General features: G+C 65.6%; 10 protein-coding genes. 6 read left to right on the plus strand and 4 right to left on the minus strand.

Annotated features, from left to right (window positions below; translation table 11 throughout):
* The first annotated feature begins 76 nt into the window (after window positions 1–76).
* Window positions 77–832 (plus strand): IclR family transcriptional regulator, encoded by a 756-nt coding sequence (locus tag ACN5W5_RS13675; RefSeq protein ID WP_420049044.1) that lies wholly within the window; start codon window positions 77–79, stop codon window positions 830–832.
* Between the two features lie 64 nt (window positions 833–896).
* Here ACN5W5_RS13675 and pmbA read toward each other — a convergent pair whose 3' ends face one another.
* A complete protein-coding gene (gene pmbA, locus ACN5W5_RS13680) occupies window positions 897–2333 on the minus strand; it encodes a metalloprotease PmbA (protein ID WP_420049045.1) in 1437 nt (478 codons plus the stop codon).
* A 174-nt stretch (window positions 2334–2507) separates the two neighbouring features.
* On the opposite strand from pmbA, the gene yjgA reads away from it, so the two are divergent.
* From yjgA to ACN5W5_RS13700, 4 genes are all read left to right on the plus strand, one after another.
* Window positions 2508–3167: a ribosome biogenesis factor YjgA gene (yjgA, locus tag ACN5W5_RS13685; protein WP_420049046.1), complete on the plus strand. Its 660-nt coding sequence runs from the start codon at window positions 2508–2510 to the stop codon at window positions 3165–3167.
* Window positions 3168–3170: 3 nt separating this feature from the next.
* On the plus strand, window positions 3171–3770 hold the full coding sequence (mog, locus tag ACN5W5_RS13690) for a molybdopterin adenylyltransferase (protein ID WP_177135757.1): 600 nt from the start codon (window positions 3171–3173) through the stop codon (window positions 3768–3770).
* A 69-nt stretch (window positions 3771–3839) separates the two neighbouring features.
* Window positions 3840–4835 (plus strand): hypothetical protein, encoded by a 996-nt coding sequence (locus tag ACN5W5_RS13695; RefSeq protein WP_420049047.1) that lies wholly within the window; start codon window positions 3840–3842, stop codon window positions 4833–4835.
* 20 nt (window positions 4836–4855) lie between these two features.
* Window positions 4856–5332, plus strand: coding sequence for an FKBP-type peptidyl-prolyl cis-trans isomerase (locus ACN5W5_RS13700; RefSeq protein WP_420049048.1), 477 nt, complete (start codon window positions 4856–4858; stop codon window positions 5330–5332).
* 188 nt (window positions 5333–5520) lie between these two features.
* Here the strand turns inward: ACN5W5_RS13700 and cysE are convergent, their stop codons facing one another.
* Both cysE and ACN5W5_RS13710 read right to left on the minus strand, forming a co-directional pair.
* Window positions 5521–6291, minus strand: a complete 771-nt coding sequence (cysE, locus tag ACN5W5_RS13705; RefSeq protein WP_291185318.1) for a serine O-acetyltransferase — start codon at window positions 6289–6291, stop codon at window positions 5521–5523.
* Window positions 6292–6329: 38 nt separating this feature from the next.
* On the minus strand, window positions 6330–7082 hold the full coding sequence (locus tag ACN5W5_RS13710; RefSeq protein ID WP_420049049.1) for an RNA methyltransferase: 753 nt from the start codon (window positions 7080–7082) through the stop codon (window positions 6330–6332).
* A gap of 234 nt (window positions 7083–7316) precedes the next feature.
* Here ACN5W5_RS13710 and ACN5W5_RS13715 point away from each other — a divergent pair, with 234 nt between their 5' ends.
* Window positions 7317–8261, plus strand: a complete 945-nt coding sequence (locus ACN5W5_RS13715; RefSeq protein WP_420049050.1) for an inositol monophosphatase family protein — start codon at window positions 7317–7319, stop codon at window positions 8259–8261.
* A 21-nt stretch (window positions 8262–8282) separates the two neighbouring features.
* Here ACN5W5_RS13715 and ACN5W5_RS13720 read toward each other — a convergent pair whose 3' ends face one another.
* The gene (locus tag ACN5W5_RS13720; RefSeq protein WP_420049051.1) at window positions 8283–11591 is read right to left on the minus strand and encodes a PAS domain-containing protein; all 3309 of its coding nucleotides are present in this window, start codon (window positions 11589–11591) and stop codon (window positions 8283–8285) included.
* Between the last annotated feature and the right edge of the window lie 91 nt (window positions 11592–11682).

Consider the following 11682-nt stretch of genomic DNA (forward strand, 5'->3'; position numbering starts at 1 on the left):
ACTGGACTGGAATGTAGGCGCCTGCAAGAATGTTCCGAAATATTTCTAATATTCGTCTCGGATTTCGAGACAACCGATGGAAAACCCCAACACCACACCCGGCCTGCGGCTCTTCGATCTGATCGAAGTGCTGTTGCGCGAAGGCCGTCCCCTGAGCCTGGCCGAAGCCGTCGCCGCCAGCGGATGGCCCAAGCCCACGGTGCACCGACTGCTGTCCCAACTGGAAAGCGGTGGCCTGCTGCTGCGCGAGCCCGATGGGCGCCGCTACGCGCTGGCACCCCGCTTGTTCCGGATCAGCGAAGACGCACTGGCCAGCAGCAGCCAGCACGGTGTGCGCCATGCGGTGCTGCGCCAGCTGGTGGCCGATGTGGGCGAGAGCTGCAACTACACCATGCTCTCGGGTGGCGAAGTGCTGTACCTGGATCGCATCGAATCGGCGTTCCCGCTGCAGTTCAACCTGCGGCCAGGCACACGCGTTCCGGTGCACTGCTCGGCCAGCGGCAAACTGCTGCTGGCCCATTTGCCAGCGCCACGCCGGGAGGCCATGCTGGGCGGCCTGCCGCTGAGCCGACACACCGGCACCACGCTGTGCACGCGCGAGGCGCTGGAAGCGGAGTTCCGGCGCATCCGGCGTGACGGCTATGCCGTGGATGCGGAAGAGTTCGTCGAAGGCTTGGTCTGCGTGGCGGTGCCCGTCCCGGGCACCGATGGCCTGCCGCGCAGCGCGGTGGCTCTGCAAGCACCTGCCGCACGCATGTCACTGGTCCAGGCGATGGAAAAACTGCCGCGTCTGCAACAGGCAGCGTTGGCGCTGGCGCGCAGCTGGAACTGAGGGGTTTTGGAAGCTGAGCGTTCTGTCAAGGTGGGCCGACACCGGCAAAAGCGCGCCCAAGCGCTCAGCTGCCCGCCACCTTCATGCGGTTGGTCAGGATCGAGCCCACGGTCTTGGCACCGTAGTTGTAGGCATCGGCGCCCACGGCCTCGATCCCCTGGAACATGTCCTTCAGGTTGCCGGCGATGGTGATCTCGTGCACCGGGTAGGCGATTTCGCCGTTTTCCACCCAGTACCCGGACGCACCGCGCGAGTAATCGCCGGTCACGTAGTTCACGCCCTGCCCCATCAGCTCGGTGACGAACAGGCCGCGGCCCAGCTTCTTCAGCATGGCCTTGAGGTCGTCGCCGGGCTGGGTCAGGCGGCTGGTGAGCACGAGGTTGTGCGAGCCACCCGCGTTGCCGGTGGTGCGCATGCCGAGCTTGCGTGCCGAGTAGGTGGAGAGAAAGTAGCCCAGCACCTTGCCGGCGCTGAGCACCTTGCGTTTCTGCGTGCGCACGCCTTCGTCATCAAACGGCGCGCTGCCCTTGCCGTTGATGACATGCGGGTCTTCGACGATGTCGAGGTGTCTGGCCATCACGCGTTTGCCCAGGCTGTCGGCCAGGAAGGTGGTCTTGCGGTAGAGCGCGCCGCCGCTGGTGGCCTGCACATAGCCGCCCAGCAGGCCCGCAGCCAGCGGCGACTCGAACAGCACCGGGCATTCGGTGGTGGCGATCTTGCGGCCGTTCAGACGCGCCAGCGCGCGCTCGGCGGCGTAGCGGCCCACCGCCTGCGGGCTGGCCAGGTCTTCGGGCGCGCGCATCGAGCTGTACCAGTGGTCGCGCTGCATGTTGGCGCCCTTGCCGGCGATGGGCGCCACCGACAGGCTGTGGCGCGAGCTGGCGTAGCCGCCGCTGAAGATGCCGGACCGGCCGCGCTCGCCACCGCGCATGTGGGCCGTGAAAAAGTGCGACTGCTGGGCCGACACGCCCGCGCCTTCGCTGTTGCTGATCTTCTTGCTGGTGGCGAAGGCCGCGGCCTCGCATTCGAGCGCGATGCGCAGCGCGTCTTCGGAGTTGATCGCCCAGGGGTGGAACAGGTCCAGGTCGGGGTAGCTGTCGGCAATGTCTTCGGGGTCGGGCAGGCCGGCCACCGGGTCTTCGGCGGTGAAACGGGCGATGTCGTAGGCCGCCTGCACCGTCTGGCGGATCGCGTCGGGTGAAAAATCGGAGGTGGACGCATTGCCGCGCTTCTGCCCCAGGTAAACGGTGACGCCGAGCGACTTGTCGCGGTTGCGCTCCACGTTCTCCAGCTCGCCCTTGCGCACGCTCACGCTCAAGCCCGCGCCTTCGGACACCTCGGCGCCCGCATCGGACGCACCCAGTTTCTTGGCGTGGCCGAGTGCCATGTCGACCAGTTCCTCGAACTGACTCCGGGCGTACTGGAAGCCCGCGAGCGGCTGGCCGGCATGGGCGGCGGAGGAAGAAAGGGCTTGGGACGGGGTGTTGAGGGCTTTTTTCATGTCGACGGCTATGATACTTGCCGGTCTCCTTTTTTGTTTTCCTACCCATTCCCCCTTCCCGCCACGCAAGAGGCACGGCCGTCCAGGCCAGCGCAGAACCGGCTTTGCCGGGCTGCAGCTGGCGCCCCCTTGAGGGGGTGACGCCGCAGGCGGCGCAGGGGTGTACCTATACCGATGTCCCGCAAACCCACCAAAGGCTATTTCGTCCGTGGCCAGTTCGTTGCCGAGGGCAGCGAACTCGACCTGGAGCTCAAACGCGAGCTCAAGGGTTCGGTCGACATGAGCAAGACCGACCTGAAGAAGGAAAGCGACCGCCTCCAGTTGCTCGGCGAAAACCTGCTCACGCTCAATGCGGGGTTGATGACGCGCCTGATCGAAAACAACGGTCTGCCCGAGAAGCTGGTGGATGCCGTGAACGATGCCAAACGCATCACCAACTTCGAAGGCCGGCGCCGCCAGATGCAGTTCATCGGCAAGCTCATGCGCAAGCTCGACGAAGCCACCGTGGCCGCCATCGAAGCCGCCATGGAAGAACAGCGCAAGCCTTCGGCCCAGGCCACGCTCGCGCTGCACCAGGCCGAACAGTGGCGCGACAAGCTGATCGCCGACGACAACGCGCTCACGCGCTGGCTGGAGCAAGACCCGGCGGCCGACGTGCAGCACCTGCGCGCCCTGATCCGCCAGGCGCGCAAGGACGCACAGGCCGTGACCGAGCGCCCGGGCGAAGCCCTGCGCCACGGCAAGGCCTACCGCGAGATTTTCCAGATCGTGCGCACCGCCCTCACGCCCGACGACACACCGGAAGACAACGCCGAAGACCCGCAGGAAGACTGATCCATGACCGACCACCTCAACCACGATCCGGTGCGCATCGGCATCGTTTCCATCAGTGACCGCGCCAGCAGCGGCGTTTATGAAGACAAGGGCCTGCCCGCGCTGCAGGACTGGCTCACGCGCGCCCTGAAAAACCCCATCACCTTCGAACCGCGCCTGATCCCCGACGAACAGGCCACCATCAGCGCGACGCTGATCGAACTGGTGGACGCCGGCTGTGCCCTGGTGCTCACCACCGGTGGCACCGGCCCGGCCAAGCGCGACGTGACGCCCGAAGCCACGCTGGCTGTGGCGCACAAGGAGATGCCCGGCTTCGGCGAGCAGATGCGCCAGATCAGCCTGGCCTTCGTGCCCACCGCCATCCTGTCGCGCCAGGTGGCCGTGATCCGCGACAAAAGCCTGATCATCAACCTGCCGGGCCAGCCCAAGGCGATCGCCGAGACGCTGGAAGGCCTGAAAAACCCGGACGGCAGCCAGAAGGTCAACGGCATCTTCACGGCCGTGCCCTACTGCATCGACCTGATCGAAGGGCCTTACCTGGAAACCAACGACGAGGTCTGCAAGGCCTGGCGGCCAAAAAACGCCGTGCGCCCGGCCCGCTGAGGGCCATCGGCCTTCACGCGCCACGGGCATTGTCAGGACACAAAGAGAACCGGTTTCAGGGAAGTTTCTATGCCTGTCTATCGCTGCAACCAGTGCGGCCATGTGAGCGAATCGCCCGTCGCTGGCACACAAGTGCCATGTTCCGCGTGCCAGGCGCCTTGCTCTGTTTTTGATACGGCGTTCTACGTCCGCAAGTTGATAGAGCGCTACGCGGCGGCCATGCGTGAGGTCAAGGCCCTGCAAGCCGAAGAACGACGCGATCCTGAAAATGCCACGGCCACGGCGCCAGAAGAAACCTCCGTGGCAGAGGCAGGAAAAGAGGCTGGCAACAACGACAACCTGGCCACGGCAGCCCAACACGCGCCCATCGAGAAGTGGCTCAAATCGCGTCAGATTGAAGCCCAGTTCGACCACAGCAACGTGGATACGAGCGGCTACTTTGATGAAGCTGCACAGCAGATCGGGCGTCAATACGACCTGTTTGGTGAGCTCGTCCAACGGGTTGCATACGCTTACCGCAAGAGTCACACCGGGCTCAACATCGACCTCACGGGCATGAGCCAGAAAGACGCGCAGGCTTTGAACAACCTGTGCAGGCAGCTCTACAGCCACACGCTGTTCTCTCGCTACTTCTACCAAAAGCAGGAGAAGGTGGTTCGGCTTTCATTGCAGCCAGCGCCTACGGTACGCCAGTTTTTTGCAGGTGCCTGGCTGGAGTGGTACGCACTGCTGGAACTGCTGGAATCCCTGCAAAACAAGAAACTGGCCTTCTCTTGCGCTCGGGGCGTGAACGTGCTGTTCCCCAATGAAGATGTGCATGAACTCGATGTCGTGGCGCTGCCTGCTGGCCAGTCGCCGATCTGTATCGAATGCAAGTCCGGTGAATTCCGCCGAGATATCGACAAATACCAGCGCCTGCGCAAGCGCCTGGGCGTCGAGCGCAGCCGCTTCATCATCTGTTCGACGGACATCACCGATGAACAGGCGGGCAGCCTCACCGCCATGTACGACCTCACCTTTGTCAGCCTGCAGACCTTGCCTCGCCACCTGGCCAGCATCGTCTGAACCCACCCCAGAGTGAACCCATGAAAATCACCAAAGACACCATCGTCACCATCACCTTCCGAGCCACCGACGCGCAAGGCAAGCTGCTGGAAGACGGCAAGGAGCCGCGCGCGTATTTGCACGGCGGCTACAACAACACGCTGCCCGGCATCGAGAAAGCGCTGGAGGGCCAGGACATCGGCTTCTCCGCGCAACTGGTGCTCCCGCCGGAGGACGCCTTTGGCGTGCGCGACGAGAGCCTGGCCACCACGATTCCCAAGAGCGAGTTCCCGCCCGGCGTGAAGGTCGGCGGGCAACTGCAGGGGCACGATGATCAGGGCAACCAGCAGGTCTTCACGGTCATGAAGATCAAGGGCGATACCGTGCACCTCGACGGCAACCACCCGCTGGCCGGGCAGACGCTGCGCTTCGCGGTGAAGGTGGTCGATGTGCAGCCAGCTTCAGCCGAGGAGGTCGCTCACGGCCATGCCCATGGTGCCCACGGGCATCACCACTGACCCTCCCTCGCACCCCCTGCCGAAGGAACTTCGCGCGAACAAGCGCCCCTCGTGACCCGGAGCACCGGGTGGCTGACGCAGCGAAGTCAAGGAGGAGGATCGGGCGCAGCCCGATCCGGGGGACATGAGCGGAGTCAGCCGCCCGGTGCTCCGGGTCACATGGCAAACAAGCCAGAGCGAGGGGAAGCTTACTTCCCCACCAGCTGATTCAGCTTCTCTGCCTCGAAGCACTCGCTGCGAGCCGCGTCCGAAGGCACACAGTCACCCTTCTGCTGCGAAGACAGTTTCTCGATCGCCTGCCACAGCAAGGCAATCTGATGTTCCTGTCCGGAAGCGCTGTCGATCAACCCACGCATCGCCTGCGACAGCGGGTCGTCTTCCTGCGTGATGCCGTAGGCCTGGAACTTCGGGTGCGCTTCGGTCACGTCGGCACTCTCGCCGGTTTTGCTCGGAATGATGCGCGCCGGAATGCCGACCGCCGTGGCGCCCGCAGGCACCGGCTTGATCACGACCGCGTTGCTGCCGATCTTGGCGCCGTCGCCCACCTCGAAACCGCCCAGCACTTTGGCGCCCGCGCTGACCACCACGTCCTTGCCCAGTGTCGGGTGCCGCTTGGCGCCTTTGTAGAGCGAGGTGCCACCGAGCGTCACGCCCTGGTAGATCGTGCAGCCGTCACCGATTTCGGCCGTCTCGCCGACCACCGTGCCCATGGCGTGGTCGAAGAACACCCGGTCGCCGATCTTCGCGCCCGGGTGGATCTCGATGCCGGTCAGCCAGCGCGCGATGTGCGAGGTGAAACGCCCCAGCCACTTGAAGCCATGCGTCCAGCACCAGTGCGCCGGGCGGTGCAGCCAGACGGCGTGCAGACCGGGGTAGCAGGTGATGACTTCCCAGGTGCTGCGCGCCGCGGGGTCGCGCTCGAGGATGCACTGGATGTCGGAGCGGAGTCGGGCAAACATGGAACGGGCCGTTGGTTTTCTGTATCGGGTCGGCCAGTCTAGCGCTTTGCCTGCGCGGCGGTCTGCAGCATGGCCTTGGCCACACCACGCAGGATGTGGATTTCTTCTTCGGTCGGTGCAGCGCGGTTGAAAAGCTGGTTCAGGCGCGGCATGAGCTTTTTCGGCGCCTCGGGGTCCAGGAAGTCCACCGCCACCAGCGCCTGCTCCAGGTGCTGCAGCATGCCCGCCAGGGCCTTGGCGTCGGCCAGCGGGCGTTCGGGCGCGCTGGCGGGCGGCAGGGCGTAGCCGCCCAGCGCCTGGCGCCAGTCGTAGGCGATCAACTGCACCGCGGCGGCCAGGTTGAGCGAGCCAAACAACGGATCGGTCGGAATGCTCAGGCAGGTGTGGCAGCGGTAGACGTCCTCGTTGCGCATGCCGAAGCGCTCGGAGCCGAAGAGGAAGGCCACGCCGCCGGGGCGGGTGGGCGCGGGCGTTTCGGGTACGCCCAGCAGCGCGGCAAAGTGGTCGCGCGGGTGGCGCGTGGGCGGCCCGAAGTCGCGCGGCGTCATGGCCGTGGCGCACAGATGCTCGATGCCGTCGAGCGCTTCGTCCAGCGTGTCCACGATGCGCGCCTTGGCCAGCACGTCGTTGGCGCCGCTGGCGCGCTGGATGGTCTCTTCGCGCCGCAAGACGTTGGCCCAGCGCGGCGCCACCAGCACCAGGTCGTCAAAACCCATCACTTTCATGGCGCGCGCGGTGCCGCCCACGTTGCCGGCGTGGCTGGTCTGGATCAGGATGAATCTCGTCTTCATTTGGAATCCCCCCGCGCCGCTTCGCGTCACCCCCCAGGGGGGCCACACCAGCAGCCTGGCAAAGCCAGTTCTGCGGTGTGTGCTGGGTGGGGCACTTGCTCCGGTGAGGTGTTTGGTGTGTTGAAACGGTAAAATCCCCGATTGTCGCCGCCCCGCATCGCCTGGGGTCCAGCCATTCCCCGCTCTTCCACTGTCACGCGAGCCGCCCAGCGGCCGCGCAAAGGTATACAACCCATGTCGTCCACACTCCACCCCATGCTCAACGTGGCCATCAAGGCCGCTCGCCTTGCCGGCACCATCATCAACCGCGCCGCGCTGGACGTGGAGTCGGTCCGGGTCTCTGCCAAGCAGACCAACGACTTTGTGACCGAAGTCGATCACGCGGCCGAAGCCGCGATCATCGACACCCTGCTCACCGCCTACCCCGACCACGCGATCTGGGCCGAAGAGTCGGGCAAACGCGATGGCAAACACGGTGGCGCAGACCATGTCTGGATCATCGACCCGCTGGACGGCACCACCAACTTCATCCACGGCTTCCCGGTCTACTGCGTGAGCATCGCGCTCATGGTGGGCAACAAGCTGGAACAGGCCGTCATTTACGACCCGAGCCGCAACGACCTCTTCTGCGCCACGCGCGGGCGCGGCGCCTACATGAACGACCGCCGCATCCGCGTGGCCAAGCGCATCGCCCTGCGCGAGTGCCTGTTCTCCACCGGTTTCCCGTTCCGCCCGGGCGATGCCTTCCAGACCTACATGCAGATGCTGGGCGACGTGATGCCCAAGTGCGCAGGCGTGCGCCGCCCCGGCTCGGCCGCGCTGGATCTGGCCTATGTGGCCGCCGGCTTCACCGACGGTTTCTTCGAAATGGGTCTCTCGCCCTGGGACGTGGCCGCGGGCGCGCTGCTGGTGACCGAAGCCGGTGGCCTGGTGGGCAACTTCACCGGCGAAGCCAACTTCCTGGAACAGAAGGAATGCCTGGCCGCCAACCCCAAGATCTACGGCCAGCTCGTCAGCACGATCGGCAAGTACAGCAAGTTCGCCAGTGCGGGTGACAAGGCGGCTGTGCGTCAGGCAAGGGGCCCGCTTGCGGCTTCGACCGAAGAAACCGACACCAGCGGCCACAACGAGCCGTCTGGGGACGATGCTCCGCCCGCCGAGCAAGCTGCTCCCTTCTGAAGCCGCGCGGCCTCAACGGCCTCAGCACAGGGGCAACGTCCACCAGAACGTGGCGCCTGCCCCGGCCGTTGCGTTGGCCCAGATGCGTCCGCCGTGGCGCTCGATGATGCGCGCCACGATGGCCAGGCCAACACCGGTGCCCGGCACCTCGGAGCCCGCATGCAGGCGCTGGAACAGGCCGAACAGCTTGCCTGCATGGGCCATGTCGAAACCCATGCCGTTGTCACGCAGGTAAAAGGCCTGCCGCTCCGCGTCAAAGCCCAGCGCCAGCTCGGGCTGCGCCTGGTGGCGTGAGTACTTCAGCGCGTTGTCCATCAGATTGACGAGCACCTGCCGCAGCAGGGTGGCGTCGCCCATGACAGCGGGCAAAGGCTGCAGATCGATGCGCGCCTGCGGCACATCGGGCGCCAGGGTATCGACCACCGAATGCGCCAGCGCATTCATGTCCACCGGCACGGCGGTCAGATCCACCCGCACCACGCGCAGCAGCTCCAGCATGTCTGAAATCATCTGGCCCATGCTGCGTGAAGAGCGGGCGATGCGCCCGAACATGTCTTTGGCCACCGGACTCAAGCCATCGCCCTCTTCTTCGGCAATCAATGAAGCAAAGCCGTTGACCGAGCGCAGCGGCGCGCGCAGATCGTGCGCGATCGAATATGAAATGGCCTCCATGTCCTTCATGGAACGCTCCAGTTCGGCGGTGCGCTCGGCCACACGCCGCTCCAGGGTGGCATTGAGCGCGCGCACTTCTTCCTGTGCGGCCACCCGGTCGGAGATGTCGAGGTGGGTGCCCGACATGTACAGCGCCTTGCCACTGTCATCGCGCCGGTGAACCTGGCCGCGATCGTTGATCCAGACCCAGTGACCCGCCTTGTGGCGCATCCGGATGTCGCACTCGTAGTAGGGCAACTCGCCCGACCAGTGTCGCTGCAACACCCGCTGCGCACGTTCCAGGTCCCGCGGGTGAACCAGCGCGCGCCAGGTGTCGAACGTGGTGGGTTGCAGTTCCGCGACCGTGTAGCCCAGCATCTCGGCCCAACGGTCGTTGATCGTCATGGCCCAGGTCTCGATATTGGTTTCCCAGATGCCTGGACGCGTGGCCTCCAGCACCCATTGCAACCGCTGCCGCTCCTCGCGCAGGGCGTCCTCGGTTTCGACATAGGAGGTGACATCGGTGTAGGTGCGCACCATGCCCCCCTCGGGCAGCATGCGGGTGTAAATCTCCAGCACCCGGCCGTCGTGTGTGCGCCGCAGGTAGGTTTCGGGAGGCACCACACGCGGCTCCTGCCCGAGGATGGCCCGGAGCGCGACATCCACCAGGTTCAGGTCTTCCCCAAAATCGCCCCGGTTCACCTGAAACGCCGCCACCTCGCTGAAAAGCGGCTGGCTGGCCAGCAACGCCTCCGGTAGGTCCAGCAGCGCCAGCATGCGCTGGTTGTAGAACCGCACCCGCCCGTCCGAGTCCACCATGGTCAGACCCTGGCTCATACTGTCGAACGTCACTTGCAGCGCTGCGCTTTTTTCGACCAGCAGGGCGCTCGTGGCCTGGAACTGCAGGCGCGCCCGCTTGCGTTCGGCATGCCCGCGCCAGGCCAGCACCAGCTGGCGCACGGCGCCCAGCAGCGGCTGCAGAAACTCCACATCGGTGGGGCTGTAACCACCGGGCTGGTTCGCCAGGCCGACCATCGCGACCAGGCGGTCGCCCACTGCGATCGGAATGCCCAGGAAGTTCGTCATTTCCGGGTGGCCCGAAGCCAGTCCACCCGATCGCGAATCGTGGTCCGGATCGTTGGCGATCACCGTCTCGCCGGTGAGCATGGCGTGGCCGAACAGGGTCTTGAGGTTGCGGAACTCCATGCCCGAATCGACTTGGGCGTCGTACAGGCGCCGCGAGGCTTCGTCCCAGGCGATGTCGGTGATGGCGTGGGTCTTGAGGTAGGGCTGCTCGCGCATGTCGTACAGCACCTCGCCCACGAACCCGTAGCCGCTGCCGGTCACGCCCAGGAACGCGTCCAGCAAACCTTCAAAGGCATGCCGCTTGTCATCGGCTTCGATGAAAACCGCTTGCGCCTGGCGCACTGCGTCGAGCATGCGGTGCTGGCGCTCCAGCGCCTGGGCCGCGATCCGGGCCTCGGTGACGTCGAAGGTGAATCCGTGCCAGAGCACCGACCCATCGGCTTCGCGCTGCGGCACCGCCTCCGCGCTGTACCAGCGCAGCCCTGCGCGGGGCAACTGGATGCGATAGACCTGCCGCCACAGCGTGAGATCGCGCGCGGACGCCGCCAGGGACGTCACCATCTGGGGAAGATCGTCCGGGTGCACCCGTTCAAAAAACAGTCTGGCGTCGCGCGCGAGGTCGCTGGGGTCCAGCTCCACCATCTCGTGCACCGCGTCGTTCACATACGGAATCGTGCTGCTGCCGTCGGGATACCGGCGTATCTGGTACACCAAACCCGGCACCCGGGCCGCGATGTTCTGGATGAACCGCAGCTGGCCCGCCAGCGCCTGGGTGGCTTCGCGCTCGGCCGTGATGTCCTGGACCACACCGAAGTCGGTCTGCGGATTGCCCGCCACCGCGGTCTGGCTGATGCGGGTGCGCAACCAGCGCTGCTGGCCATCGGGCCGCTGCCAGCGGTATTCCACCTCGCGACCGTCTTTCGCCGCGCGCGCGCGTTGCCAGGCCGGCATGTCCTCGGGGTGGATGCCGGAGCGGCCTTCGCGGCGGCTCATCACGGGCGCTGGCTCCAGTCCGGTGATGGCGAACAGGCCGGGTGACCAGAGCACGTCCTGGTCGTTGGGGGCATTGGTCCAGTGGCCCACGCGCGCGAGCTCTTCGATGGCGCCGTGCAGTTCCACCTGCTGGTGCAGCTCCCGGTTGGCCGTCTGCAGGGCGAGCTCGGTCTCCTGTTCCTTGTCGACTTCCGTCAGGTACACCAGCAAGAGTGGCTCGCTACCCATGTCGAGCCGCCGAGTACGAAGACAGATGCGCCGGGTTTTGTGGTGGCTCAAGCACAGATCGACCACCTTGTCCGCCTGCGACAACGAAGCCACGTAGCGGGCACGGTCCGCAGCGTCTAACCAGTGACCCAACTCGATCGTCGTGCGGCCCAGCGCCTCCTCGCGGGGCACCCCGCACAACTCAACCCAGGCATCGTTCACGGCCAGGAGCCGGCCGTCGGCCATGCGGCTCAGGCTGGCCGCCACGGGCATGGACAGGAACATCGCCTCAAAAAGCGACGGATCCGTGACACAGGCGGCCATGGAAGACGAGGCAGGCGTCTCACCGACCGGGCAGTCGCCAGCCGTCAGATGGGTCTCGTTTTCTGGCATGGAGGATAAAGATGTTTCGCACACGGTGTGCTGCGACAACTTCCTCGCATTCTGTCTCAATTCCAGCGCCCGGGTCGATGGAGCTGGGGCG

Origin of the sequence: Hydrogenophaga sp. ZJX-1 (assembly GCF_048590325.1) — a bacterium.
Taxonomy (GTDB): Bacteria; Pseudomonadota; Gammaproteobacteria; order Burkholderiales; family Burkholderiaceae_C; genus Hydrogenophaga.

Excerpts from the sequence above, each read along its gene's own strand:
- ACN5W5_RS13675 (WP_420049044.1), top strand. The coding sequence starts at position 77 with ATGGAAAACCCCAACACCACACCCGGCCTGCGGCTCTTCGATCTGATC.
- ACN5W5_RS13720 (WP_420049051.1), bottom strand. The coding sequence starts at position 11,591 with ATGCCAGAAAACGAGACCCATCTGACGGCTGGCGACTGCCCGGTCGGT.
- ACN5W5_RS13710 (WP_420049049.1), bottom strand. The coding sequence starts at position 7,082 with ATGAAGACGAGATTCATCCTGATCCAGACCAGCCACGCCGGCAACGTG.
- mog (WP_177135757.1), top strand. The coding sequence starts at position 3,171 with ATGACCGACCACCTCAACCACGATCCGGTGCGCATCGGCATCGTTTCC.
- yjgA (WP_420049046.1), top strand. The coding sequence starts at position 2,508 with ATGTCCCGCAAACCCACCAAAGGCTATTTCGTCCGTGGCCAGTTCGTT.
- ACN5W5_RS13700 (WP_420049048.1), top strand. The coding sequence starts at position 4,856 with ATGAAAATCACCAAAGACACCATCGTCACCATCACCTTCCGAGCCACC.
- pmbA (WP_420049045.1), bottom strand. The coding sequence starts at position 2,333 with ATGAAAAAAGCCCTCAACACCCCGTCCCAAGCCCTTTCTTCCTCCGCC.
- ACN5W5_RS13715 (WP_420049050.1), top strand. The coding sequence starts at position 7,317 with ATGTCGTCCACACTCCACCCCATGCTCAACGTGGCCATCAAGGCCGCT.
- cysE (WP_291185318.1), bottom strand. The coding sequence starts at position 6,291 with ATGTTTGCCCGACTCCGCTCCGACATCCAGTGCATCCTCGAGCGCGAC.
- ACN5W5_RS13695 (WP_420049047.1), top strand. The coding sequence starts at position 3,840 with ATGCCTGTCTATCGCTGCAACCAGTGCGGCCATGTGAGCGAATCGCCC.